Origin of the sequence: Pseudomonas putida (genome assembly GCA_029953615.1) — a bacterium.
GTDB lineage: Bacteria > Pseudomonadota > Gammaproteobacteria > Pseudomonadales > Pseudomonadaceae > Aquipseudomonas.
On record CP124529.1, the window covers coordinates 2,047,775 to 2,073,409 of the forward strand.

Genomic DNA, 25,635 nt, shown 5'->3' on the forward strand with positions numbered 1-25,635 from the left:
TTGCCTGCACCGGCCTCTTCGCGGGCACGCCCGCTCCCACAGGCGGGTGCTATCCCTGTGGGAGCGGGCGTGCCCGCGAAAGGGCCGGACCAGGCTTAAGCTGAAAGCCCAGCCAGCGCCTGTTCCGCCAGGTCCAGCTCCAGCTCGCTGAACACCAGAACCCCGGCCCGCCGCAGTAATGCCGTGGTCAACCCCTTCCCCCGCCACCTTCACACCACTGAACGTGCCGTCGTAGGTCAACCGGTTGCCACACGAAGGGCTACCCGCCTTCAGTACCGCCACGCGAATGCCATGCTGGCGCACCAGCTCCAGCGCCCGCTGCGCCCCGGCCAGGAATTCGGCGCTGACATCCTCGCCCGTCACCGTCAGCACCTGCGCGCCGCCGTCGAGCACCTTGGCGCCCTGCCCGCCCGGTATTTCTGCAGGCGGCCGTGGGGTCGGCAAGCCACCCGCCACTTCGGGGCACAACGGCACCACGCGCCCTTCGGCCTGCCAGCGCTGCAATAGGTCGGGGTGGCCACTGGCGCGGCCGTCATAGCGCACTGGCTGCCCCAGCAGGCAGGCGCTGACCAGCACCTTGGGCAAGTCAGAACGGGTCATTGCCACGGCGCCGGAACCAGCCGGTCAACGAAAGCCGCTCACGCCCTGCCGGCAGCACTTCATGGGGCACCTCGCCCGACAGGAACACCACCAGGCAGCCCGCTACAGGCTGCACATCATGCTCGACACCGTCCGCCAGGAACATGCGCAACTGGCCACCGTCCTGCGGCTGCCAGCCTTCATTCAGGTACAGGACTGCCGACACCATGCGCCGGTCATCGTCGCGGAAGCGGTCCAGGTGCCGGCGATAGAATGCCCCGGGCGGGTACAAGGCAAAATGGCACTCGAAGTCTTCCAGGCCCAGGAACAGGCCCTGGTTGATGGCCTGGCGCAGTTGATCCATGGCGGCCAGGTACCGGTCGCAGGCCTCGGCCTGGCCAGGGTCGATCCACTGGATCTGGTCGCCGCGGATGGCCTCGCGCACCTCCTGGGCAGCACCGCGCCCAACCCCCGCGGGGTTGAGTTCGCCTTCGGCATCACGGCGCCGGCACTCGGCCGCCAGCGCGCGCACCAGGTCGGCAGGCAGAAACAGCGCCTGCTGGGACCAGCCATGGGTGGCCAGATCGTCGACGACGGCCGCAAGCATCGGGTGTTCAGGGGAGGTGTGCATGGCGCGCATCATATCCATTCGCCATGCTGGCGCACAGCGCCACTTGGCCGAGAAGCACGCGGATATCTCGACAAACCGGCGCCAGCCCACGGACAATAGCCACCTGCCGACAGGAGTCCTGAATGCGCCGTCTGTTTTCCCTGATTCTGCTGATGATCTGCACCGTGCCTGTCTGGGCAGACAACCTGGATCAACTGTACAAGGCCGCCGGCTGGCCCGACCAGCGCGCCCATTTCAACGATGCCCTGACCGCCGCCCAGGAACGCTACCGCAACAGTTTGCCACCCGCCGTGTACCAGGCGCTGGTCAACAACAGCAACCAGCGTTTCCAGGCCCAGGCGGTGGACCGTCGCGCCCAGGCCCAGCTGCGCGCAACCTTGGCCAACCCGGCACCGGCGCTGGCCTTCTTCCGGTCACCGCTAGGGCGTAAGGTGGTAGCTGCCGAGCTCAAGGCCACCCGCAAGGATGAACTGGCCAGGCATGCCAAGGGCCTGCCGAAAATCCAGGCCAGCGACGACCGCTTGCTGATCATCGGCCACCTGGCCCAGGCCCTGCCGGCGCGCGAAGCCGGCGCCGAAGTGAGCCTGGCCATCGCTGGCGTGGCGGCCGACAGCCTCAGCTCGATGATCCCCGGCCTGTTCGGCGGCGGCCAGGCCCAGGGCCTGCTCGATGGTCAGCGCCAGCGCCTGATTAGCCAGATCGGCGAAGACCTCAACAACACGCTGCTGTATGTCTACCGCGACCTGTCCGATGCCGAGCTGGAAGAGTTCGCCACCTTTGCCGAGTCGCCAGACGGCAAGGCTTACTACCAGGCCGCCCTGGCCGCCGTTCGCGCAGGCCTGGCGGTTGGCCAGAGCAGCAGCGACCTGAAGTGATCAGCCCAGGCGCTGGTCGATGAAGTCGAAGTAGCGCTGGCGAATGCCCGGCAGCTCGTTGGCCAAGTGGTGACGGGCCTCGGGCAGCATCAGAATCTGCGGTTCGGCGAACTTGGCCTTGAGTACTTCGAGGTTATAGGGCCAGTCCACTGTGCCATCCGCCTCTCCTTGCACGATCAACGGCCGCAGCGTGCTGCGTGGCGCGGCCTCGATGCGTTTGACCCAGGCAATCAAGGCACCCACCCAGGCCGTTGGCAGGCGGCGCGGTTGCAGCGGATCGGCTTCGAGGAACGGCAGGAAGGCCGGGTCATTGGTGTTCTCGCTGAAGCGCCGCTCGATGCCATTCACGAAGTGACGCAACACGCGATAGCTCAGCTTCGACCAGCGCCAGGCACAGGGCCGCACCAGCGGCGCCAACAGGATGACCTGGCCATCGATGGGACTGCGCGCGCCCTGGTGCAGCAGGTGGTCCACAGCGATGGCGCCACCGGTGCTTTGCCCGCATAGGTGCCAGGGGCGCGGCAATTGCAGCGTGCGCGCCTGCTCGAACAACGCCTCCAGCACCTGCTGGTACAGCGCGAAATCACTGATGCTGGCCCGCTCGCCGCTGGACAGACCGTGGCCGGGCAGGTCGCAGCTGATCACGGCGAAACCCTGTTTCAGCGCCCAATCGATCACATGCCGGTAGAGGCCCATATGGTCGTAATAACCGTGCAGCAGGAACAGCGTCGCGCTTGGCTGGTCGGGTAGCCAGGCCTGCCCTGCCAGCTCGAAGCCTGCGGCCTGGAAGCCGCCCAGCCAACTGTTGGCCGACAGGTTCAGGCCATAGAAGCGCTGATAGTCCTGCGCCTGGGCCGACAACGGCTGGCGAGCGGTGAACGGCGCCAGGCTGGTGCGCAGGAAGTCAGGGTGAAAGGCAGCGGGCATCGGGTACATCCAAAGCGAAGCAAGTATTGATCTGGGATATTCAGCTCTGGCCGACGTCGTGGCAAGCTTGCTCCCATCGTTCAACCAGCACCGATCCCTTGTAGGAGCGGCCTTGTGTCGCGATAGGGCCGCAAAGCGGCCCCGGCAATATCAGCTTGATGCACAAATCCCGGGGCGCGCGCTTCGCACCCCTATCGCGACACAAGGCCGCTCCTACAGGGGACCGCGAAGACTTCATGAAGAACCGGATCATCAAGCCACTGTGCATGGCACTTGCCCTCCTGATCGGCGCCGTCATCCTCTGGCAGGCCTACACCACCTTCCAGGCCCGCTACCTGCGCCCCTTCGACAACCAGGCCACGCTGTTCGACGGCAGCCAGCTGCAACTGCCCCCCGAACTGGCCGGCCCAGGCCCGATCCGCGTGGTGCACGTCTGGGACCCGGCCTGCCCCTGCAATGTCGGCAACCAGCAGCACCTGGGGGAACTGGTCAGCCAGTTCGCCAGCCAGGAGGTAACCTTCCACGTGCTGCAAAAGCCCGGCAGCCACGGGCAGTTGCCCGCCAACCTCACCGCCCTCAAGCCACTCGCCAGCCTGCCCGGCAGCGAACACCTGCCCGCCTCCCCGGCCGTGGCCATCTGGGACCGGCAGGGCCGCCTGGCCTACTTCGGCCCCTACAGTGAAGGCACGGTGTGCAACGCCAGCAACAGCTTCATCGAGCCGATCCTCAAGGCTCTACTCGACGGCCGCCAGGTGAGTGCCTCCAATACCCTGGCGGTGGGCTGCTACTGCCCCTGGGCCGGCTGACGCACCCGTGCAGGGTTGCCCACTACCACCGCGCCCGCTGGCACATCACGGGTGACCACACTACCGGCCCCTACCACGGCGTTGTCGCCAATGGTCACCCCCGGCAGGATGATCGCCGCGCCGCCGATCCACACGTTGTTGCCGATGGTTACCGGCCGACCGCTCTCCAGCCCTGTGCGGCGCACCTCGGGGTCGAGCGGGTGGTCGGCGGTATAGATCTGCACGTTGGGGCCGATCTGGCAGTCGTCACCGATACGCACCGGCAGCACATCGAGGATCACGCAGTTGAAGTTCATGAAGGTGTTGCGGCCGACGCTGATGTTGTAGCCATAGTCGCAAAAGAACGGCGGGCGGATCACCGTGCCTTCGCCGACCTGGCCAAAGTGCTCTATCAACAGCCCATGACGTGCGTCGTTGAGCAGTTCGACACTACTGTTGTAACGGTGCATCCAGTGCTTGTTGGCGATCTGCTCGGCCTGCAGCTCGGGGCAACCAGCGTGATAGAGCTGGCCTGTAAGCATTTTCTGTTTTTCGCTGAGGGACATGGAAACTCCTTTGGGGGGCTATGCTCTGATCGCGAATCCGCCGATCATCGGACCACATTTTTCGCCTGAACGCACAAGGAGCCTGCATGAAGCGCAGCCTGACCCTGTTGGCCGTGGTGGTTGCCGCGGCCGCCGGCGCCGGATACTGGTACGTGCAGGGCAAGCTGCCGCAACGTGAGGGCGAGGTCGCCATCGCCGGCCTGCAGGCGCCGGTCAGCGTGCGCTACGACGCCCGCGGCGTGCCGCACCTGCAGGCGCAGAGCGAGCCGGACCTGTACCGTGCCCTCGGTTACGTGCATGCCCAGGACCGGCTGTTCCAGATGGAGATCCTGCGCCGCCTGGCCCGGGGCGAGCTGGCCGAGGTACTGGGCGACAAGCTGCTGCCCACCGACACGCTGTTCCGCAGCCTGCGCATTCGCGAACAGGCAGCACTGATGGCCAAGCGTCAGGACCGCCAGTCACCCGCCTGGCAAGCCCTGCAGGCCTACCTCGACGGGGTGAACAGCTGGCAGGCGAGCCACCCCAAGCCCATGGAATTCGACCTGCTCGGCATCACCCCGCGCCCTTTCAGCGCCGAAGACACCCTGAGCATCGCCGGCTACCTGGCCTACAGCTTTGCCGCCGCGTTCCGGACCGAGCCCGCGCTCACCTACATCCGCGACCAGCTGGGCCCTGAGTACCTGAACATCTTCGATCTCGCCTGGCAGCCCGAGGGCGCCCTGGGCACACCGTTGGCCGCTGCCGACTGGCAAAGCCTGGAGGCCTTGGCCCGCCTCAGCCATGATGCACTGGGCGATGCGGGCATCCCGCAGTTCGAGGGCAGCAACGCCTGGGCCGTGGCCGGCAGCCACACCCGCAGCGGCAGGCCGCTGCTGGCCGGCGACCCGCACATCGGTTTCGCGGTGCCGGCGGTGTGGTACGAGGCGGAGCTGTCGGCGCCCGGTTTCAACCTGTATGGCTACTTCCAGGCGCTCAACCCGTTCGCCCTGCTCGGCCACAACCGCGACTTCGGCTGGAGCCTGACCATGTTCCAGAACGACGACGTCGACCTGATTGCCGAGCGCACCAACCCGGCCGACGCGAACCAGGTGATGATCGATGGCAAATGGCTGGCACTGGAAAAGACCGAGCAACAGATTGCCGTCAAAGGCGAAGCACCGGTCACCCTTAGCCTGCGTCGCTCGCCCCACGGCCCGATCGTCAACGATGTGCTGGGCGCCACTGCCGGGCCTACGCCCATCGCCATGTGGTGGGCGTTTCTGGAAACCGAAAACCCGATCCTCGACGGTTTCTATCAGCTCAACCGCGCCGATACCCTGGGCAAGATGCGCGAGGCCGCAGCCAAGGTGCATGCGCCAGGGCTGAACCTGGTCTGGGCCAATGCCCGTGGCGATATCGGCTGGTGGGCGGCGGCGAAATTACCGATCCGCCCCGACGGAGTCGATCCCGCGTTCATCCTCGACGGTGCCAGTGCGCAGGCCGACAAGCTCGGTTTCTATCCTTTCAGCGTCAACCCGCAACAGGAGAACCCGCCGCGTGGCTACATTGTCTCGGCCAACTACCAGCCTCCGGCGGCGGTGCCGATACCCGGTTACTACAACCTGCCGGACCGAGGCCGTCAGCTCGACCGCCACCTGGCCAACACCGATGTGAAGTGGGATACCCAGAACAGCCAGGCGCTGCAGCTGGACACTGCCAGCGACCACGGGCCGCGCACCCTTGCACCGCTGCTGGCAACACTGCGCGCAGTGGCCGAAGGTGACGAAGAGAAGGAGCTGGTCGAACAGCTGGCAGCCTGGGGCGGCGATTACCCGCTCGACTCGACCAGCGCCACGCTGTTCAACCAGTTCCTCTACGAGCTGGCGTTCGCGGCTCTGCATGACGAACTGGGCGACACCTGGTTCCCGGTGCTGATCAGCACCCGCGCCATCGACGCCGCCCTGCCGCGCCTGGCGGCAAATCCCGATTCGCCGTGGTGGAATACCCGCGGTGGCAACCAGCGTACTGACCGCACGACGGTGGTACGCACGGCCTGGCAGCAAAGCCTGAAGCACCTGCGCAACACCTTGGGCAACGACCCGGCCAGCTGGCAGTGGGGCAAGGCCCATACCCTCACCCATAACCATCCGCTGGGGGTGAAGAAGCCGCTGAACCTGCTGTTCAACGTCGGGCCTTTCGCCGCACCCGGTACTCACGAAGTGCCGAACAATCTATCGGCGAAGATTGGTCCGGCGCCATGGCCAGTAACCTATGGACCGTCGACGCGGCGGCTTATCGACTTTGCCGATGCCGGGCAGACGCTGACCAGCAACCCGGTCGGGCAGAGTGGCGTGCCGTTTGACCGGCATTACTCGGACCAGGCCGAGGGGTATGTGCAGGGGCAGTACCAGAGGGCGCAGATGGGCGTTATCCCGGCGCAGAGCACCTTGCGATTGGTGCCTGGCGGGTGATCGAGGGGGCTGCTTTGCAGCCCATCGCCGGCAAGCCAGCTCCCACAAAGTCTGCGCAGGTCTTGAGCACTGTGCAGTACATGTGGGAGCTGGCTTGCCGGCGATGGGCCGCAAAGCGGCCCCAATGGCAGCGTCACCCCTGCCACTTGCCCCCTTCCACAATCACGCTTTCCGGCTTGGTGTCATCGCTCAGTTCTTTGCGCACATACTGGTCATACAGCTTCAGCAAAAACTTCTCCTCCCCCAGCTTGGCCAACTCGGCGTTCACCCAGTCACGCAGCTCGGTATTGCCCTTCTTCACCGCCGGAGCAATCGGTGCCTCGTCACCCAACAGTTCAGGCAGCACGCGGTACCCGGGGTTCTGCTTGGCCCAGCTGGAACAGAATCAGGTTGTCCTGCGCATAGGCATCGCCACGCCCGGTGGCCAGCGCTTGCAGCGACTCGCTGTTCTTCTCGAACTTGAGCAGTTTCCAGTCCGGGTGGTTCTTGGTCAGCCAGATATCCGCAGTGGTACCGGTGGTGACGATGATGGTCTTGTCGGCCAGGTCGTCGAGCTTCTGCACCGGGCTGCCATCTGCGACGATGGCCTGCACCGCTACGCGCAGGTTGGGGTTGGTGAAGTCCACCGCTTCCTTGCGCTCCGGGGTCACGGTCATGTTGGCGAGGATCAGGTCGACCTTGTCGCTCTGCAGGAACGGGATACGGCTGGCCGGCTCCACAGCAACGAACTCGACCTTGTTTTCATCACCCAGCAGGTCCTTGGCCAGGCGCCGGCCGATGTCGGTATCAAAGCCCACGTAGCGGCCCTTTTCATCGACGAACCCGAACGGTGGCTTGTCGGTGAACACCCCGACAATCAGCTTGTCACGGGCCTTGATGGTTTCCAGGTAACTGGTGGCCGGCGAGGCCGCCGCGGGCTTGGGGGGTTCTTCAGCCTTGTTGCAGCCGGCCAGCAAGGCCAGGCCGAACAATGGCGCCAGCAGTTTGGTGAGGTTGGCAGTTTTCATGACAGTTCCTTGTGCAGTGTCTTCGGCAGGCTTTCTACGAAGGAGAATTTCTCCAGGAACTGCTGCGCGCGTGCGGTCCGCGGTCGTGTGAAGAAGCTCTCGGGGTCGCCCTGTTCAAGGATCCTGCCGGCCTCCATGAACACGATGCGGTCGGCCACCGCGCGAGCGAAGGCCATTTCGTGGGTAACGATGAGCAAGGTCATGCCGTCGCGGGCCAGGCCCTGGATCACCTGCAGCACCTCCTTGACCATTTCCGGGTCGAGGGCCGCGGTAACTTCATCGAACAGCATCACCTCGGGGTTCATGCACAGCGAACGCACGATGGCGATGCGCTGTTGCTGGCCCCCGGACAATTGCCGGGGAAAGGCGTCGCGCTTGTCCAGCAGGCCCACCCGCGCCAGCAGCGCCTCGGCCTGTGCCTGCGCTTCGGCGCGCTCGCGCTTTTGCACCTTGAGCGGGCCAAGCAGCAGGTTGTCGATCACGCTCATGTGACCGAACAGGTGATAGCTCTGGAACACCATGCCGACCCGCTGGCGGATTTCGCGCCAATCGGTGCGTGGGTCGAGCAGTTCCTGCCCGGCCAGGCGCAGGTGGCCGCCGTGGGCCTGCTCCAGGCCATTGAGGCAGCGCAGCAGCGTGCTTTTGCCACAGCCGCTGGGGCCGAGAATGACCACCACCTCGCCGGCCGCCACCTGGAGGTCGACGTCCTTGAGCACCTGGTGCTCGCCAAAGAACTTGTTGAAACCCTGGAATTCGATCAATGCGCTCATGAGTGGGCCCAGCGGCGTTCCAGCACGCGTGACGCGGCGGACAGCGGATAACAGACGATGAAGAAGAACAGGAACAAGGCACCGTAGATCAGCACCGACTCGTAAGTACGTTCGATGATCTGCTGGCCGGCCTTGATCACCTCGACCACGCCGATCAGCACCGCCAGCGAGCTGGTCTTGATGATCCGCGTGTAGATGTTGATGGTCGGCGGGGTCATGCGCTTGAGCGCCTGTGGCAACAGCACGTAGCCATACAGCTGCCAGCCAGCCAGGCCGATCGACAGCCCCGCCTCGCGCTGGCCACGCGGCAGCGAACGCAGCGCGCCTCGCACCACCTCACCCACCTCGCTGGCGCCCCACAGGCCCAGCACCAGCACCGCGCACCAGAAGCTGGGGATGCTCAGGGCAAAGAAGATCGGCAGGCCGAAGAACACCAGATACAGCCAGACGAGCACCGGGATGGCACGGAACAGCTCCAGGTACACCAGCAAGGCGATATTCAGGGCCCGGTTGCCCAAGGTTGCCAGCACACCATAAAGCACACCGCCCAGCGTCGCGAAGAGGATACCCAGCACGGAGATGGCCAAGGTCTGCGCCGCACCGCCAGCCAGCTGCGGCAACGCCTGCAACAGCAGTTCAGACGCCGAACTGGGCATGCTGCAGCCTCCTTTCGACATGGCGCAGCAGCAATGACAGCGGCAGGAACAGCAGCACGCAGAGCAGGGTCAGCACGGTGAGCATTTCATAGGTCTTGTAGTACAGCGCGATGTAGTTCTTGGTGGTGTAGAGAATTTCCGGCACGGCCACCGCCGACACCACGGTGGTCTCCTTGAGCAGGAAGATGAAGTTGGCGAACAGCGCCGGCAGGCTGAGGATGCCGGCCTGGGGCAGTACCACGTGGCGCAGCAGCTGGCCTTCGGACAAGCCGATGGAGCGCCCCGACTCCAGCTGGGCACGGGGCACGGCCTCGACGCCGGCACGCAGCACCTCGGTGAGGTAGGCACCGCCCATGAAGGTCATGGTGATGATTGCCGCGGCAAAGCCGGTAATCTTCAGGCCCAGGCTGGGCAAGGCGAAGTAGACGAAAAACAGCTGGATCAGGCAGCGGTGTGTTGCGGGCCAGCTCCACATAGACTTTTACCAGGCGCCAAAGGTACGGGGTGCGCAATACCAGCAGGGTGGCATTGACCAGGGCGACCAGCAGCGAGGTGACGATGGCGATCAGGCCGACCTGCAGAGTCACGCCTACGGCCTTGAGGAAGGCGGGCAGCGTGGTGAGGATGAATGCGGTATCGAGGGTCATGGGTAACGCAGGTCTGCAGGGTGCGCAGCGGCACGATAGCTAGACTCTAATGATCTAAAAAAATTTTAATAAATACCATTATGGAATATACATATCACCGAGACGTCACGCAGAGCCCCTGTGGGAGCGGGCGCGCCCGCGAAGCAGGCGACGCGGTGGACGGCACCGGCTACGCCGGTGTTCGCGGGCGCGCCCGCTCCCACAAGGTCCTGCGCCCGGAAACGAAAACGCCGACACATGGGTGTCGGCGTTGAGTCATGCCAGGTAATGCAAGCGCATCAGAACGCCGGCAGCACCGCACCTTGGTACTTCTTGGCGATAAATTCTTTCACTTCCGGGCTGGTCAGGGCCTTGGCCAGTTTCTGGATGGCTTCGCTGTCCTTGTTGTCCGGGCGGGCAACCAGGAAATTCACGTACGGCGAGTCGCTGCCTTCGATCACCAGCGCGTCCTTGGCCGGGTTCAGGCCGGCTTCCAGGGCGTAGTTGGTGTTGATCATGTCCAGGTCGACCTGATCCAGCACGCGCGGCAGCATGGCCGACTCAAGCTCGCGGAACTTCAGCTTCTTCGGGTTCTCGGCGATGTCCTTGGGGGTGGCCAGGGCGTTCTTCGGATCCTTCAGGGTGATCAGGCCAGCTTTCTGCAACAGCAGCAGGGCGCGGCCGCTGTTGCTGCCCTCGTTAGGGATGGCAACGGTGGCGCCTTCTTTCAGCTCGTTCAGGCTCTTGACCTTCTTCGAGTAACCACCGAAGGGTTCGACGTGCACGCCAATTACGGTGTCCAGGTGAGTGCCCTTGCCTTCGTTGAAGTTCTGCAGGTACGGCAGGGTCTGGAAGTAGTTGGCATCCAGACGCTTCTGGTCAACCTGCACGTTCGGCTGCACGTAGTCTGTGAAGACCTTGATCTGCAGGTCCACGCCTTCCTTGGCCAGGGTCGGCTTGATCAGTTCGAGGATTTCGGCGTGCGGTACCGGGGTGGCGGCAACCACCAGTTTTTCGGCGGCGGTAGCCAGGCCGGCGAACGACAGGGCAGCGGCCAGGGCAGTGGTCAGCAGGGTCTTCTTCATGGTGGTCCTTGTTCTGGTTCTGGGCCATCGACGATGGCGAATCGGGTGCCCAACCGGTTCACCAGCGGGCGTGAGGCGGACAATACCGAGATTTTTTATTCCGTAAAAATATCTTTTATTTAGCTGCTTATTCCAAAAACAAACTGCCATCAGCCACTTTGCTTATGAGCGGTGTCTAGCGCGCGGGGTTGGACAGATCCAGGTCCTCAGCCAGGATCTCTTCGCCGTCATTCACCAGCAAGGCGAAGTGGATGACATTCTCCAGTTCACGCGTGTTGCCAGGCCAGGAATGCGCCTCCAGCACCTGCTGTGCCGCCTCGCTCACCAGCGGCACAGGCCGCTGCAGGCGCACGCTATAGATACCCACGAAGTACTCGGCCAACGGCAGGATATCGCCGGGCCGCTCGCGCAGCGGCGGCAGCTCCAGCGCCCCCTCGCGCAGGTACTGGTAAAGGCGCTCGTTGAAGCGCCCCGCACGCACCACCCGCGCCAGGTCGATACTGGTGGCGGCCACCAGACGCACATCCACCGGTTGCGGCTGCTGCGCGCCCACCCGGGTTACCTCTCGGTTTTCCAGGGCGGCCAGCAACTTGCCCTGAATGGCCAGTGGCAAGTCGGCGATCTCGTCCAGGTACAACGTGCCGCCGTTGGCCGAACCGAACCAGCCGGCCCGGCTGCTGGCTGTACCACCCTGGCTGCCGGCGCTGTAGCCGAACAGCTCGGCATCGGCGTAGGTGGGGCTGATGCCCGCGCAGTTGACCGACACGAACAGCCCGCTGCGGTCGCTGGCGCGGTGGATCTGCCGGGCCAGCAGCTCCTTGCCGGTGCCGGTTTCGCCACGGATCAGCACCGGCACGGGTTGCGGCGCCAGGTGCTCCAGCTCTGCGCGCAACTGTTGCGAGCGCGGGTCGATGAACACCAGCGCCTTGGCGCGGATGCTCAGCGGGCTCTTGTCCAGCTCGGGGAAGGTCAGCAACGGCTGGCCAAAGGGGTTTTGAAAAGTCATGACGAACTCCCGCCCCAGGCCTGCAGTGGCCGGGCGTCAGGCAAACGTTAAACAGTAAGGGCGATCAGGCGCGGCGCAGCGCGCGCTGCTCGACCCGGCTTTGCAAGCGATACAGGTAGGCGAAGCCTTGTTCCCAGCGCTCGTGGCCGGACTTGACGTTGATGTGCCCGGCGTTGGTCAGCAGCCCTGCTTCGGCATCCCAGGCCTGGGCCAGGTACAGCGCCCTCGGCACGCTTACGGCCGGGTCGTTGTCCGAGCTGACCACCTGGCTGGGGAACGGCAGTACTGCGGTCGGGATCGGCGCGAAGTTGCGCAGCGCCGGCGCGCAGGTCGACCGCTCCACGTCAGCGGGTGCAACCAGCAGCGCGCCACGTACTCGCCGCAGCAGGGCCGGGCTGGCTTGCGCGGCCCAATGCGCGACGGTTATGCAGCCCAGGCTATGGGCAATCAGAATCACCGGCGAGCGCTCGGCGGCAATCGCCTGCTCCAGTGCCTGCACCCAGTCCCGGCGCTGCGGGGTCAGCCAGTCGTGCTGCTCGACCCGGGCACTGTTGGGCAGGGTGCGCTGCCAGTGACTTTGCCAATGATTGTCTGGCGATCCTTGCCAGCCCGGCACAATCAGGTAACGGATCGACTCGTTGCGCATGGGGACGCCTCCAGTGAGTTTGCGTGCTTGGAGACCAGTATAGGGAGGGAGTTATATCAGTAAAGGAATAAGAAGCTATTTATTAATAACCGAAATGATGACCCCTGTGGGAGCGGGCAAGCCCGCGAATCAGGCGCCGCAGTGGATGGCACGGGCTTCGCCCGTGTTCGCGGGCACGCCCGCTCCCACAGGGATCTGAGGGCAAAAAAAAGGGCCATCCCCTGCCAAGAGATATGGCCCCTAAGCACTTGCCTGAAGAAAGTTGACGAGATCAGCGCGCGGTAATCACCGCCAGCTTGCTGATCCCCGCACGTTCGATAGCCGCCATGGCCCGCGCCACTTCGCCGTAGTTCACGCCGTCATCGGCCTGCAGCTGTACACGCACGTCCACATCTTTGTCCTTGGCAGCCTTGAGGCTGGTTTCCAGCAGGTCGGGCTGGATCTCGTCCTTGTTGATGAACAACTTGCCATCACCATCGATGCTGACCACCAGCGAGTCTTTCTGCTCCACCGGGGCCACGGCCTCTGTCTTGGGCAGGTTGATGGGGATGGCATTGGTCAGCAGCGGCGCGGTGACAATGAACACCACCAGCAGCACCAGCATGACGTCCACCAACGGCGTGACGTTGATTTCACTGAGGACTTCGTCGCTGTCCTGGGTCGAAAAGGCCATGTCAGGACGCCTCCTTCACCGGCTGGGTGAAACCGGCCTGGGGCCTGTGCACGGCCGGGTGCACCAGCACGCGGAAGGCACTCTTCTGCGCCAGGCTGTAAAAGTCGTGGGCGAAGTCATCGAGGTCGGCGGCAGTCAGCTTGAGGCGGCGCAGGAAGTAGTTGTAGACCAGCACCGCTGGCACCGCGACGGCGATACCCACGCCGGTGGCCACCAGTGCCGAGCCAATCGGCCCGGCCACGGTTTCCAGGCTTGCGGAGCCGGCCGCACTGATGCCCTTGAGCGCTTCCATGATGCCCCAGACGGTGCCGAACAGGCCGATGAAGGGCGAGGTACTGCCGATACTGGCGACCACTGCCAAACCGGTTTCCAGCGAGCGGCGTTCGCGCACGATCTGCTGGCGCAGGGCGCGTTCCAGGCGGTCCTGGTGATTGATGGCGTGGCTCAGGTCATTGGCCTGGCCATCACCAACGGCGATGGCGGCATACCCGGCCTGGGCAACACGGGCGGCCGGTCCAGGCAGTTCGTGGCTGGGCTCGGCAGCCGAGTCCAGGCTCGAAGCGGCCCAGAATTGCTGGTGGAAACGCTTGTCCTGGTGCTTCAGCCGCACGAACTGCACGACCTTGACCAGGGCCAGGCCCCAAGTGACGACAGAAAAACCGACCAGCAGCCAGATGACTGCGCTTTCAACGGATTCGAGAGGGGATGCCAGCAGGCTCATGATGATGTCTTCCTGTGTTCTGCGAAAAAGTTAGCGAAGCTTGAAATCGATCGGCACGCTGACCCAGCCGGCCTGGGCCACGTCGCCCTGCTTGGCGGGCACGAAGCTCCAGCGCTTGACTGCGGCCAGTGCGGCGGCGTCGAGGGCATCGCGGCCGCTGCTTTTCTGGATCTGGATCTGCCCGGGCTTGCCGCTGGGCAGCACCTCGACGCGCAGCAGCACGGTGCCTTCCCAACCGCGGCGCTGGGCCATCTGTGGATACTCCGGCGCCGGGTTCTTCAGGTACGCCGCGTTGGCCGATGGCGGGGTGACCGGGGCCGGCGCGGGTGGTGCTGGCGGAGCCGGGGCGGCCACCGGGGCTGGCGGCGGCGCCTCGACCGGCTTGGGCTGGGGTTTGGGCTGTTGCTTGACCACCGGCTTGGGCACGGGTTTGGGTTTGGGCTTGGCGGCCAGTTCGTCGACCACGGGCGGTGGAGGTGGCTGAACCACCGGCGGTGCCGGGGCTGGAGGCGGTGGCTCGACCACAGGCGGTGCCGGCGCGGCGAATTCGATGGTCATCGGCGGTACTTGCGGTGGCACCACCGGCAGCTCGGGCGTTGGCGCCTGGCTGACCCAGTACGCTGCAGCGCCATGCAGGGCCAGCACCAGCAGGCCCAACACCAGCTTGTCGCGGCCCTTGAGCCCGCTGACGGGCGTGCGTTGCAGGCGCAGCTGGCCAAGCGGGAGGCGAAGCGTGCGTCCAAGGTCGACCAGGTCGCCCGGGGCCGGGCGCCATGGCTGGTCGTAGGCCCTGACGGCCGACTGGACATTACCCATTGATCAAACTCCTGGGGTTCCGATTCAGGTGTGTGGCTGAATCATCGGTGCCAGAGGCTTATCCCATAAAGTAATGTTTAAAATTATGGTTAGAACTTAAATGAATATGCTTTAGGTGGGATTGTGGCAAAGCCGCGGAATTCGCGGGCTGCCGAAAGACCAGTTCAAGGCGATGCATTGCGGGCATGCAAAATATTCGCTTACGGCATGAAATTGCCGCGAGGGCTGCGCCCTCGATTCGCAGCACAAGGCTGCTCCTACAGGGACCGCGCTAGTTCAGGCAATGCGCGGTTCTTGTAGGAGCGGCCTTGTGTCGCGATGGGCTGCAAAGCAGCCCCGATAATCTCCCAGGCATAAAAAAGCCCGGGACCAACCCCGGGCTCTTTCATCATCAAAGGCGACTCAGATATCCGCCACCTTCTGCCAAACCTTCGGCCGGAAGAACAATGTCTCCCCCCGCGCCAACCCGGTCAGGCTGTCATGGTCCTTGACCACCTCGGCCTCGATCAGCTCGCTCTGCCCTTCCACCTTCAAGGTCACCCGCGTGGTCGCGCCCAACGGCCGGATGTCCCGCACCTCGGCCGCATGGTGCCCTTCGGTCTCATGCCGCGACAGCGACACTTCGTGCGGGCGGAACAGCACATGATGCCCTTCGCTCAGGGCCAGGCGGTTGGAGTCACCGAGGAAGTGGTAGACGAAATCGTTGGCAGGGTGCTCGTATACCTCACCAGGCGAGCCGATCTGCTCGATCACGCCCTTGTTCATCACCACGATGCGGTCAGCCACCTCCATGGCCTCTTCCTGGTCGTGGGTGACGAACACCGACGTCAGGTTGATGTCCTCGTGCAGGCGCGCCAGCCAGCGGCGCAGCTCCTTGCGCACTTTGGCATCCAGCGCACCGAACGGCTCGTCCAGCAGCAGCACCTTGGGCTCTACCGCCAGGGCGCGGGCCAGGGCGATACGCTGGCGCTGGCCGCCGGACAACTGCTCGGGGTAGCGGTCGGACAGCCAGTCCAGCTGCACCATGTTCAGCAGCTCATGCACCTTCTCGGCAATCTTGCTCTCGCTCGGCCGCTCGCCCTTGGGCTTCATGCGCAGGCCGAAGGCAACGTTGTCGAACACACTCATGTGGCGGAACAAGGCGTAGTGCTGGAACACGAAACCGACGTTGCGGTCGCGCACGTCATGGCCCGACACGTCCTCGCCATGGAACACGATATTGCCCTGGTCCGGGGTTTCCAGGCCGGCGATGATGCGCAGCAGGGTGGTCTTGCCGCAGCCGGACGGGCCGAGCAGGGCCACCAGCTCGCCGCTGTTGATGTCCAGGTTGATGTTGTCCAGGGCCTGGAAGCTGTTAAAGCGCTTGCTGACGTTACGAACTTCGATCGACATGAATCATTCCTCCGCGGCGCTGTGGCGCAGGCGGTTAATACGGTTCTCGCTCCACTGCTTGAGCAGCAGGATGAAGAGCGCCAGGATCAGCAGCAGGCTGGCCACGCTGAAGGCCGCGACGTGGTTGTACTCGTTGTAGAGGATCTCCACGTGCAGCGGCAAGGTGTTGGTTACGCCGCGAATGTGGCCAGACACCACCGACACCGCGCCAAACTCGCCCATGGCCCGCGCGGTGCACAGCACCACGCCGTAGATCAGGCCCCATTTGATGTTCGGCAGGGTCACGTGCCAGAACATCTGCCAGCCATTGGCGCCGAGCAGGCGCGCGGCCTCCTCTTCCTGTGTGCCCTGCTCCTGCATCAGCGGGATCAGCTCACGGGCCACGAACGGCACGGTGACGAAGATGGTGGCCAGGACGATGCCCGGCAGGGCGAACACGATCTGGATATCGTGGTCCTGCAGCCACGGCCCGAACAGGCCTTGCGCGCCGAACATCAGCACGTAGACCAGGCCTGCGATCACCGGTGAGACCGAGAACGGCAAGTCGATCAGGGTGACCAGGATGCTCTTGCCACGGAAGGTGTACTTGCTCACGCACCAGGCAGCGCTGACGCCGAACACCAGGTTCAGCGGCACCGAGATGACCACGGCGAGCAGGGTCAGCTTCAGGGCCGACAACGCGTCAGGCTCGAAGATCGCCTCGAAGAAGGTGCCAAAGCCGTTCTTCAGCGCCTGCGACACCACGATTACCAGCGGCAGCAGCAGGAACAGCGCGAACACCAGCCAGCCAAGGCCGATCAGGATGCGCCGCGAAGTCGCGCTGCCACGGCGGGCGGCGTTGGCGGCGGCACTTGCACTCAGGGATGAACTGGACATGCCGGCCTCCTTCAAGGGGTTTCGATACGACGCTGCAGCAGGTTGATCAGCAGCAGCAGGATGAAGGAAACCACCAGCATCAATACGCCGATGGTGGTCGCGCCTGGTGTAATCGTACTGGTCGAGCTTGACCATGATCAGCAGTGGCAGGATCTCGGTCTTCATCGGCATGTTGCCGGCTATGAATATCACCGAACCATACTCGCCCACGCCGCGGGCGAAGGCCAAGGCAAAGCCTGTCAGCCAGGCTGGCAGCAGCGCTGGCGCCAGCACGTGGCGGAACACCTGCAGCGGCTTGGCGCCCAGGCAGGCGGCGGCCTCCTCCACTTCACGCGGAATGTCGGCCAGTACCGGCTGCACCGTACGCACCACGAACGGCAGGGTGACGAAGGTCAACGCCAAGGTGATGCCCAGCGGGGTGTAGGCGATCTTGAAGCCCAGGTCGGTGGCGAACTGGCCAACCCAGCCCGAAGGCGCATACAGGGCGGTGAGGGCGATACCGGCCACAGCCGTGGGCAGGGCGAACGGCAAGTCGATCATCGCATCGATGATTTTGCGCCCCGGGAAGGTGTAGCGCACCAGCACCCAGGCCAGCAGGGTGCCGATCACACCGTTGATGATGGCGGCGAACAGGGCAGTTCCGAAACTCAGCTTGAGCGCGGCGATCACCCGCGGCGCACTGATGACGTTCCAGATCTGCTCCCAGGTAAGCTGCGCGGCATGCACGAACATGGCGGCCAGCGGTATCAGCACGATCAGGCTGAGGTACACCAAGGTGTAGCCCAGCGTCAGCCCGAAGCCGGGTATGACGGGGGAAATGCGGCGTGACATAAATATCCCTGGTTGAACGCACTTGGCCCGGGGACGATCCCGGGCCGTTGCTAGCTTCTGAATCCTGGGGCTGCTGCGCAGCCCATTCGCGGCACAAGGCCGCTCCTACATGGATCGCGATTTCCTGTAGGAGCAGCCTTGCGCTGCGAATGGGCCGCAGAGCGGCCCCGCTTTTCCCTGGCGCTTACTGTGCCTGATAGATCTGGTCGAACACACCGCCATCATTGAAGAATTTCGGTTGTGCAGTCTTCCAGCCACCAAAGTCCTTGTCGATAGTCACCAGGTCAAGTTTCGGGAACTGCTTGCCGAACTCGGCTGCGACCTTCTCGTCACGCGGGCGGTAGAAGTTCTCGGCGGCAATCTTCTGCCCGGCCGGGCTGTACAGATGCTTGAGGTACTCGTTGGCAATCTCGGTATTGCCCTTCTTCTCGGCGTTCTTGTCAACCACCGCCACTGGCGGTTCGGCCAGGATCGAAAGCGAAGGCACGACGATCTCGAACTTGTCGGCACCACCGTCTTCCTTCAGTGCCAGGAAGGCTTCGTTTTCCCAGGCCAGCAGTACATCGCCCTGGCCGTTGTTGACGAAGGTAATGGTCGAGCCACGGGCGCCGGTGTCCAGCACCGGCACGTGCTTGAACAGCTCCTGAACGTAAGCCTTGGCTTTCTCTTCGCTACCGCCGGTCTTCAGGCCATAGGCCCAGGCAGCCAGGAAGTTCCAGCGGGCGCCGCCGGAGGTTTTCGGGTTGGGGGTGATGACCGACACGTCCTTCTTGATCAGGTCGCCCCAGTCCTTGATACCTTTCGGGTTGCCCTTGCGCACCAGGAACACGATGGTCGAGGTGTACGGGGTGCTGGCATCCGGCAGACGAGTCTGCCAGTTGTCCGGCAGGGTCTTGCCGAGCTTGGCGACTTCGTCGATATCGCCGGCCAGGGCCAGGGTCACCACGTCGGCACGCAGGCCGTCGATCACCGCACGGGCCTGCTTGCCCGAACCGCCGTGGGATTGCTGGATCTTCACCTTGTCGCCCGGGTGGGCCTGCTGCCAGTGCTTGATGAACTCGGCATTGTACTGCTGATACAGCTCGCGGGTCGGGTCGTAGGACACGTTCAACAGTTCGTAGTCCTTGGCGATGGCGGAACCGGCAAAAACAGCACTGGCCAGGGCGGCGAGCGCATAACGGCGGATGGACATGGTGAAGCTCCCGATTGGCATTTTTCTAGTTTTGGATGGGTGGTGCGATCAGCCGGTCTTGTTGCCGGGCTGTTGCAGGCGGAACTTCTCCTTGCGCTCGATCTGTACAACCTGAGCGTTGTGCACGGTGATCTCCACCGCACCGAATCGCAGGTCGCGCAGAGCGCTCTGGATTTCCCGCAGAATGGTGGCTTCGTCCTGGCCGTCGATGCTACGCAGAGATGCACTCATGCTCGTTCTCCTTGGAGTGAGGGTGCCGGGCTGAGGTTTGAAGGGGATTTGCGCCTGGCTTGAGGGCAATAGTAGTGAGGCGGGGTTATTCTTAAAAATACTGTTTAAGAATGTTTATATAACCGAAAATAAAAGCTCGTTTTGAAGACCACAGAAGGCCCTGTGGGAGCGGGCGTGCCCGCGAATGCGTCAGTAAATTCACCATCGCATTCGCGGGCACGCCCGCTCCCACAGGGTTCAGTGCTGGGTTTCGGTCTTGTGTTCAGGCTCGCGGATCTTGTACCAGGCCACATACAACGCCGGAAGGAACAGCAGCGTCAGCAAGGTCGCCACGATGATCCCGCCAATCATGGCGTAGGCCATCGGCCCCCAAAACACCTCGCGGGCAATCGGAATCATGCCCAGGCTCGCCGCCGCCGCTGTCAGCAGAATCGGCCGGCGCCGGTGGTTGGTGGCCTCCACCACCGCATCCCACGGCGACAAGCCCTGGGCTTCGAACTCGTCGATCTGGGTCACCAGGATCACCGAGTTACGAATGATGATGCCCGCCAGCGCGAGAATGCCGAGAATCGCCACGAAGCCCATGGGCGTACCGGTGGGCACCAGCGCGATGATCACGCCAATCAGCCCCAACGGCGCCACGCTGACCACCAGGAACAGCTTCTGCACGCTGTGCAGCTGGATCATCAGGAACGTCGCCATCAGGAACAGCATCAGCGGGATGACCTTGCGGATCGGCCCCTGGGCCTTGGCGCTCTCCTCCACCGTACCGCCGGTGGCCACTTCGTAACCCACCGGCAGCTTGCTGGCGAACTCGTCGATCTGCGGCTTCAGCTGGGCCACCAGGTCGGTAGGCTGGATATCGCCGTTGACCGAGGCCTTGATGGTAATGGTCGGCTTACGGTCACGGCGCCATACCAGCGGCTGCTCCAGTTCGTAGCGCACGGTGGCGAACGACAGCAGCGGGATCGCGGTGCCGTTGGGTGTGAGAATTTGCAGGTTCTGCAGGGTATCGGGTGAACCCCGCTCACTGTCCTCGGCACGGGCGACCACGTCGACCAGATAGATGTTGTCGTTGACCTGGGTGATATCCACCCCGCTGACGATGCTGTTCATCACATTGGCCACGTCTTCCGACGACAGCCCCAGCTGGCGCGCCTTGTCCTGGGCGATGTCCACGCGCAGTACCTTACCCGGCTCGTTCCAGTCGTAGATCATCTCGCCGATGTGCTCGTTCTGGTCGAGCAAGGTGGCCAGTTCGATGGCGTGCTTGCGCACCTCGTCGATATTGGCGCCACTGACCCGGTACTGGATCGGCCGGCCCACCGGCGGGCCCATCTCCAGCGATTGCACGTTGACACCGATGCCGACGAACTCTTCATGCAAAATCTTCTGCAACCGCGCCATCATGCCCTGGCGCTCTTCGAAGCCCTTGCTGACGATCACCAACTGCGCGTAGTACGGGTTCTGCAACTGCTGGTCGAGTGGCAGGTAGAAGCGAATGGCGCCCTGGCCGATGTAGGTGCTCCAGCTCACCAGGTCCGGGTCATCCTTGATCCGCGCCTCGAAACGGTCGACCACCTTGCGGGTTTCCTCGATCGAGGCGTTCTGCGGCAGGTTGAGGTCGACGAGGATTTCCGGGCGATCCGAGGACGGGAAGAACTGGTTCTGCACGAAGCGCTCGCAGAAGATCGCCAGGGCAAACAGCAGCACGGTACCAATGATGGTCAGCCAACGGTTGCGCATGCACCACAGCAAACCATGCTCGAACGCCCGGCCGACGCGCCCAGGCTCGGCTTCATGGGCCTTGAGCTTGGCGCTGCTGAGAATGTGCACCCCCAGCACCGGTGCGAAGAATACAGCCACCACCCACGACACCATCAGTGCCACCGCGATCACCGCGAACAGCGTGTAGGTGTACTCACCCGCAGAACTGGCGTTGAGGCCGATGGGCACGAAGCCGGCAACCGTCACCAAGGTACCGGTCAGCATGGGGAACGCCGTCGAGGTGTAGGCGAACGTGGCCGCCTGCTCCTTGGTCTCGCCCATTTCCAGGCGCGTGACCATCACCTCTACAGTGATCATCGCGTCATCCACCAGCAAGCCGAGGGCGATGATAAGCGCCCCCAGCGAAATCCGCTGCATGGTGATGCCGCTGTACTCCATGAACACGAACACCATCGCCAACACCAATGGAATCGAGCAGGCCACCACCAGGCCGGCGCGCATGCCAAGGCTGACGAAGCTCACTGCCAGCACGATCACTACCGCTTCGAACAGCGCGCTGGTGAAGCCGCCGACTGCCTGCTTGACCACCACAGCCTGGTCCGACACGGTGTGGACCCCGACACCTATCGGCAGGTCTTCGACCACCCGGTCCATGCGTTTTTTCAGCGCCGCGCCGAACACCTGCATGTTGCCACCGGCCTTCATGCCGATGGCCAGGCCGATGGCGGTCTGGCCGTTGTAGCGGAACATCGGTGATGGCGGGTCGACGTAGCCGCGCTCGATGTCGGCGATGTCGGCCAGGCGGAAGAAGCGGTCGTTGATCTTCAGGTTGACGGTTTGCAGGTCCTTTTCCGAGGTGAACTGCCCGGAGGTACGCACCGAGATACGCTCAGGCCCTGCCTCGATCACCCCGGCAGGGGTCACGGCGTTTTGCGATTGCAGGGCCTGCATGACCTGGCGCTGGTCGATGCCAAGGGCTGCCAGCTTGCGGGTGGAGAAGTTCAGGTACAGCACTTCGTCCTGGGTGCCAAGCAGCTCGATCTTGCCGATGTTGGGTACATCGCGCACTTCGGCCCGCGCCTGTTCCACGTAGTCGCGCAGCTGACGCAGGGTCAGCCCGTCGGCAGTGAAGGCATAGATCGAACCGAAAACATCGCCGAATTCATCGTTGAACCCGGGCCCCTGGATGCCCGCCGGGAATTCACCGCGAATGTCCTGGATCTTCTTGCGCACCTGGTACCAGATTTCCGGGATGTCCTTGGCCTTGGTGGTGTCGCGCAGGTACACGTAGACCGTGGATTCACCAGGGCGGGTGTAGCTTTTGGTGTAGTCGAGCGAGTCGAGCTCCTCGAGCTTCTTCTCGATGCGGTCGGTGACCTGGTACAGGGTTTCGTCCTGGGTCGCGCCGGGCCAGCGGGTCTGGATGACCATGGTCTTGATGGTGAACGACGGGTCTTCTTCACGGCCCAGGTTGAAGTAGGAGAAGATCCCCATCAGCAGGCCAACGAACATCAGGTACCAGACGAACGATTGATGCTTGAGTGCCCAGTCGGACAGGTTGAAGCTTCCTTTCATTGCGCATCCTCGTCGAAGGTGACCTTCTGGCCAGGCTTGAGGCTGTTGACGCCGGCGGTGACCACACGCTCGCCGGGCTGCACACCCGAGGTCAGGACGATGCTCTCGGCGGTGCGGTCGATCAGGGCCACGTCACGGGTGGCCACGGTTTTCTGTTGTGTATCGATCACCCACACCTGGGTCTTGCCGTCACGCTCGAGCAAGGCGCTCGAGGGCAGTTCGCTGCGCGGCGTCACTGCCGAGCTCAGGGTCACGCTGATGGCAGTGCCCAGATGGAAGGCCGCCGGTGTGCTGGCCAGGGTCAGCCGGGCACGGCGGGTACGGGTGGTGGCATCGGCCTGGGGCTCCAGTTCGCGCAGGCTGGCAGTGGTGTTGATGGTCGGGTCGAGTTGCGAGGCAACGGTGAAGGTCAGGCCTTTGCTCAGCTGCTCGGCCAGGCCGATCGGCAGATCGATCACCGCTTCCTTCACATCCGGCCGAGCCAGGGTTACCACGGCCTGGCCGGCGGTAACGGTTTGCCCGGCTTCGGCCTTCCAGTCGGTAATCACTGCGGCGTGGTCGGAACGCAGGGTACTGTAGTCGAGCTGGTCACGCGCCTGGCTGAGCGCAGAGCGCGCCTGTTCCAGCGCGGCGCTGGTGGTTTTCAGGTTGGTCTGGGCGATATCCAGCTGCGCCTGGGCGCCTACGCCACGGTCGTACAGCTGTTGCTGGCGACGGGCATCGGCCTGGGCGTTGATCCACTGCGCCTGCACCTTGGCCAGGTCGCCTTCGGCGGCGCGCAGCTGGTTCTGCTGGTCGGTCGGGTCGAGGGTGGCCAAGGTATCGCCCGGTTTCACCTGAGCACCCACATTCAGCCAGCGCCTGGCGATACGCCCGGAAACGCGGAAGCCCAGCGTGCTTTCGAAGCGCGCCTGGATACTGCCGGCGAAACGCCCCAGTTGCGATTGCACCTGGGGCTCGACCTTCACCGACAGCACCGGCCGAACCGGCTCAGGCACTTCGTCCTCGCCACCGCAGCCACCCAGCAGCACGCCGGCTGACAACATCAGCAGCAGGCGCTTCATAGCTCACCTCCTTGGGCCTTGGCATCGATCTTGTGTACCTGCATGCCGGGGTGCAGCAATTGCCCGCCATTCACCACCACGGTCTCGCCGCCCTTGAGGCCGTCGGCGACCACGATACGGCCGGTGAGATAGCGACTGACTTCCACCTTGCGCAGCTCGACCTTGTCGCCCTCGCCCACTACCCAGACGGCGGGCTCATGCAAGGCCTTGGTCAAGGCCGACCATGGCAGCTCGATACTGGGTCGCCCCTGGGCATTGGTGGTGGCGGTTACCGGCGCGCCCAGTTGCATGCCCGGCGGTACATCCTTGAGCCCTACCTTGACCTGCACCGTGCCGCTCTGCGCCGACACGGTAGGCGTGATTTCGCGTACGAAGCCATGAGCCTGGACCTTAGGGTCGTCCAGCAGGCTGACGATCACCCCGGCATCACTGGGCGGAGCCACCAGCAGCGATTCGTAGACGTTGAACACGGCGTCACGATCGCCATCGGTGGCCAGGCTGAAGATCGGCATGGTCGCCTGCACCACCTGGCCGACCTCGGCCTGGCGCTCGGTGATGACCCCATCAGCCTCGGAGACCAGCGCGGTGTAGCTGAGTTGTTCGTTGGCGTCGGCCAGCTGTGCCTGAGCCGCCTTCAACGCGCTCTGGTTGCTGCGCAAGGCGGCTTCGGCGGCGTCGTATTCGCTTTGGCTGGTGTAGCCTTTGGGCAACAGCTTTTGCTGGCGTACGAAGGCGGCGCTGGTCTGGGTGACTCGCGCTTGTGCGGCGAACACCTCGGCCTTGGCCGAGTCAACGTTGTTCTGCAGGTCTTTCGGATCCAGGCGCGCCAGCACCTGGTTGGCCTTGACGTGATCGCCGACGTCGACGCTACGCGAAATGATCTTGCCACCTACGCGGAACGACAGGTCGGTCTGCACCCGCGCCTGCACGTCGCCGGTCAGGGTGACCCTGGCGGCGAAGTCGGTCGGCTGTACCTGTTGCACGCCTACGCGTGGCAGTGTTTCGGTGGTTTCTTCCTTGCTACAGCCTGACAGCAGGGTACCCAGCCCCAGGCAAATGACCAACAGCGGACGCATAAACGTCATGCAGGCTCCTTGCTTGCGCGCAAATGATTCGTGGGATGCGACTGTCAGCGTAGTTCAGGGTTGGATAAACATCACTGACCGCGATCAAGCTGGCATTTTCGGCGCCTGTGCGGGCCTCTTCGCGGGCACGCCCGCTCCCACAGGGATATCGCAGGCCTTGTGACTTGCGCTGTACCTGTGGGAGCGGGCGAGCCCGCGAAGAGGCCGGCACATCAGTTTCTGCCATATTCAGAAACCATCAGCCACTCGGCAACCCCGCTTCAGCCGCTACCTTTCAAAAGGGAGGTTCAACTTCAAGGAAGATCACAATGCCGTTAGCCGAATCCCGCCTGCTACGTCGTGGGCGCTTCTCCGAGCCAGGCAGGCTCTACATGCTGACCACCAAAACACACCTGCGGCTGCCACTGTTCCATGACTTCGACAATGCTCGCCTGGTGGTCAGACACTTGCGGGTCTCAGATGACATTCAGGACTGCCGGTCATTGGCCTGGGTAGTGATGCCAGACCATCTGCATTGGCTGATCGAGCTGAAAGAAGTGACACTGGGAACACTGATGCGCAAATTCAAATCACGCACAGCCATTGCATTGCGCAAGGCAGGTGTCAGGCACAAGCCGATATGGCAACCGGGTTACCACGACCATGCGCTGCGGGGGGAAGAGAGTGTGGTGCATGTGGCCCGGTACATTGTTGCCAATCCCTTGAGGGCAGGATTGGTCAGGAGTGTCAGGGACTACCCACACTGGGATGCGGTATGGCTTTGAATCGGTGTTGGGGCCTTCGCGGGCTTGCCCGCTCCCACAGGAGTTCACCACAAGCCTGAAAGCTGTGATATCCCTGTG

At 63.7% G+C, this 25,635-nt stretch carries 22 protein-coding genes and 4 pseudogenes; 4 read left to right on the forward strand and 22 right to left on the reverse strand.

Annotated elements, in window-relative coordinates; genetic code table 11:
- Positions 1 to 95: 95 nt before the first annotated feature.
- Positions 96 to 600: pseudogene (locus tag QIY50_09365) on the reverse strand (DUF523 domain-containing protein).
- Positions 587 to 1,219, reverse strand: a complete 633-nt coding sequence (locus QIY50_09370) for a 2OG-Fe(II) oxygenase (protein ID WGV23031.1) — start codon at positions 1,217 to 1,219, stop codon at positions 587 to 589. The pseudogene QIY50_09365 and the gene QIY50_09370 overlap by 14 nt, the downstream one beginning before the upstream one ends.
- Positions 1,220 to 1,332: 113 nt before the next feature.
- Between QIY50_09370 and QIY50_09375 the strand changes: the two genes are divergently transcribed.
- Positions 1,333 to 2,085: a hypothetical protein gene (locus tag QIY50_09375; protein ID WGV22352.1), complete on the forward strand. Its 753-nt coding sequence runs from the start codon at positions 1,333 to 1,335 to the stop codon at positions 2,083 to 2,085.
- On the opposite strand, the gene QIY50_09380 is transcribed toward QIY50_09375, so the two are convergent.
- A complete protein-coding gene (locus QIY50_09380; protein ID WGV22353.1) occupies positions 2,086 to 3,012 on the reverse strand; it encodes an alpha/beta hydrolase in 927 nt (308 codons plus the stop codon). It lies immediately after the preceding gene.
- A gap of 236 nt (positions 3,013 to 3,248) precedes the next feature.
- On the opposite strand from QIY50_09380, the gene QIY50_09385 reads away from it, so the two are divergent.
- Entirely contained in the window at positions 3,249 to 3,818 is a 570-nt protein-coding gene (locus QIY50_09385; protein ID WGV22354.1) for a DUF6436 domain-containing protein, read from the forward strand.
- Here the strand turns inward: QIY50_09385 and QIY50_09390 are convergent.
- Positions 3,797 to 4,363, reverse strand: coding sequence for a sugar O-acetyltransferase (locus QIY50_09390; protein WGV22355.1), 567 nt, complete (start codon positions 4,361 to 4,363; stop codon positions 3,797 to 3,799). The genes QIY50_09385 and QIY50_09390 overlap by 22 nt on opposite strands.
- 86 nt (positions 4,364 to 4,449) lie before the next feature.
- Between QIY50_09390 and QIY50_09395 the strand changes: the two genes are divergently transcribed.
- Positions 4,450 to 6,813 carry a penicillin acylase family protein gene (locus QIY50_09395; GenBank protein WGV22356.1) on the forward strand — a complete coding sequence of 788 codons (2,364 nt, stop codon included), beginning with the start codon at positions 4,450 to 4,452 and terminating at the stop codon, positions 6,811 to 6,813.
- 133 nt (positions 6,814 to 6,946) lie between these two features.
- Here QIY50_09395 and QIY50_09400 read toward each other — a convergent pair.
- From QIY50_09400 to QIY50_09485, 18 genes and pseudogenes are all read right to left on the reverse strand, one after another.
- Positions 6,947 to 7,820: pseudogene (locus QIY50_09400) on the reverse strand (transporter substrate-binding domain-containing protein).
- Positions 7,817 to 8,590: an amino acid ABC transporter ATP-binding protein gene (locus QIY50_09405; protein ID WGV22357.1), complete on the reverse strand. Its 774-nt coding sequence runs from the start codon at positions 8,588 to 8,590 to the stop codon at positions 7,817 to 7,819. The pseudogene QIY50_09400 and the gene QIY50_09405 overlap by 4 nt, the downstream one beginning before the upstream one ends.
- Positions 8,587 to 9,246 carry an amino acid ABC transporter permease gene (locus QIY50_09410; GenBank protein ID WGV22358.1) on the reverse strand — a complete coding sequence of 220 codons (660 nt, stop codon included), beginning with the start codon at positions 9,244 to 9,246 and terminating at the stop codon, positions 8,587 to 8,589. The genes QIY50_09405 and QIY50_09410 overlap by 4 nt, the downstream gene beginning before the upstream one ends.
- Positions 9,227 to 9,893 (reverse strand): annotated as a pseudogene (locus QIY50_09415) (amino acid ABC transporter permease). Before QIY50_09415 ends, QIY50_09410 begins: the two are co-directional and overlap by 20 nt.
- Before the next feature lie 278 nt (positions 9,894 to 10,171).
- On the reverse strand, positions 10,172 to 10,957 hold the full coding sequence (locus tag QIY50_09420; protein WGV22359.1) for a MetQ/NlpA family ABC transporter substrate-binding protein: 786 nt from the start codon (positions 10,955 to 10,957) through the stop codon (positions 10,172 to 10,174).
- 175 nt (positions 10,958 to 11,132) lie between these two features.
- Positions 11,133 to 11,963, reverse strand: a complete 831-nt coding sequence (locus QIY50_09425) for a sigma 54-interacting transcriptional regulator (GenBank protein ID WGV22360.1) — start codon at positions 11,961 to 11,963, stop codon at positions 11,133 to 11,135.
- A 64-nt stretch (positions 11,964 to 12,027) separates the two neighbouring features.
- On the reverse strand, positions 12,028 to 12,609 hold the full coding sequence (locus QIY50_09430; GenBank protein ID WGV22361.1) for an alpha/beta hydrolase: 582 nt from the start codon (positions 12,607 to 12,609) through the stop codon (positions 12,028 to 12,030).
- 271 nt (positions 12,610 to 12,880) lie between these two features.
- Complete coding sequence (locus QIY50_09435; protein WGV22362.1) at positions 12,881 to 13,282, reverse strand: biopolymer transporter ExbD; 402 nt, start codon at positions 13,280 to 13,282, stop codon at positions 12,881 to 12,883.
- Position 13,283: 1 nt separating this feature from the next.
- Positions 13,284 to 14,003 carry a MotA/TolQ/ExbB proton channel family protein gene (locus tag QIY50_09440; protein WGV22363.1) on the reverse strand — a complete coding sequence of 240 codons (720 nt, stop codon included), beginning with the start codon at positions 14,001 to 14,003 and terminating at the stop codon, positions 13,284 to 13,286.
- 30 nt (positions 14,004 to 14,033) lie between these two features.
- Positions 14,034 to 14,819 (reverse strand): energy transducer TonB, encoded by a 786-nt coding sequence (locus tag QIY50_09445; protein ID WGV22364.1) that lies wholly within the window; start codon positions 14,817 to 14,819, stop codon positions 14,034 to 14,036.
- A 402-nt stretch (positions 14,820 to 15,221) separates the two neighbouring features.
- A complete protein-coding gene (locus QIY50_09450) occupies positions 15,222 to 16,211 on the reverse strand; it encodes a sulfate ABC transporter ATP-binding protein (protein WGV22365.1) in 990 nt (329 codons plus the stop codon).
- A gap of 3 nt (positions 16,212 to 16,214) precedes the next feature.
- Complete coding sequence (gene cysW / locus QIY50_09455) at positions 16,215 to 17,087, reverse strand: sulfate ABC transporter permease subunit CysW (protein ID WGV22366.1); 873 nt, start codon at positions 17,085 to 17,087, stop codon at positions 16,215 to 16,217.
- 11 nt (positions 17,088 to 17,098) lie between these two features.
- A pseudogene (cysT, locus tag QIY50_09460) lies at positions 17,099 to 17,918 on the reverse strand (sulfate ABC transporter permease subunit CysT).
- Positions 17,919 to 18,102: 184 nt separating this feature from the next.
- Positions 18,103 to 19,110, reverse strand: a complete 1,008-nt coding sequence (locus tag QIY50_09465; protein ID WGV22367.1) for a sulfate ABC transporter substrate-binding protein — start codon at positions 19,108 to 19,110, stop codon at positions 18,103 to 18,105.
- Positions 19,111 to 19,158: 48 nt separating this feature from the next.
- Positions 19,159 to 19,341 (reverse strand): sulfur starvation response protein OscA, encoded by a 183-nt coding sequence (oscA, locus tag QIY50_09470; protein WGV22368.1) that lies wholly within the window; start codon positions 19,339 to 19,341, stop codon positions 19,159 to 19,161.
- A gap of 237 nt (positions 19,342 to 19,578) precedes the next feature.
- On the reverse strand, positions 19,579 to 22,644 hold the full coding sequence (locus QIY50_09475) for an efflux RND transporter permease subunit (GenBank protein WGV22369.1): 3,066 nt from the start codon (positions 22,642 to 22,644) through the stop codon (positions 19,579 to 19,581).
- Positions 22,641 to 23,708 carry an efflux RND transporter periplasmic adaptor subunit gene (locus QIY50_09480; GenBank protein WGV22370.1) on the reverse strand — a complete coding sequence of 356 codons (1,068 nt, stop codon included), beginning with the start codon at positions 23,706 to 23,708 and terminating at the stop codon, positions 22,641 to 22,643. The genes QIY50_09475 and QIY50_09480 overlap by 4 nt, the downstream gene beginning before the upstream one ends.
- Positions 23,705 to 24,793, reverse strand: a complete 1,089-nt coding sequence (locus QIY50_09485) for an efflux RND transporter periplasmic adaptor subunit (GenBank protein WGV22371.1) — start codon at positions 24,791 to 24,793, stop codon at positions 23,705 to 23,707. Before QIY50_09485 ends, QIY50_09480 begins: the two co-directional genes overlap by 4 nt.
- A gap of 308 nt (positions 24,794 to 25,101) precedes the next feature.
- Here QIY50_09485 and QIY50_09490 point away from each other — a divergent pair, with 308 nt between their 5' ends.
- A complete protein-coding gene (locus QIY50_09490) occupies positions 25,102 to 25,557 on the forward strand; it encodes a transposase (protein WGV22372.1) in 456 nt (151 codons plus the stop codon).
- Positions 25,558 to 25,635: the final 78 nt, after the last annotated feature.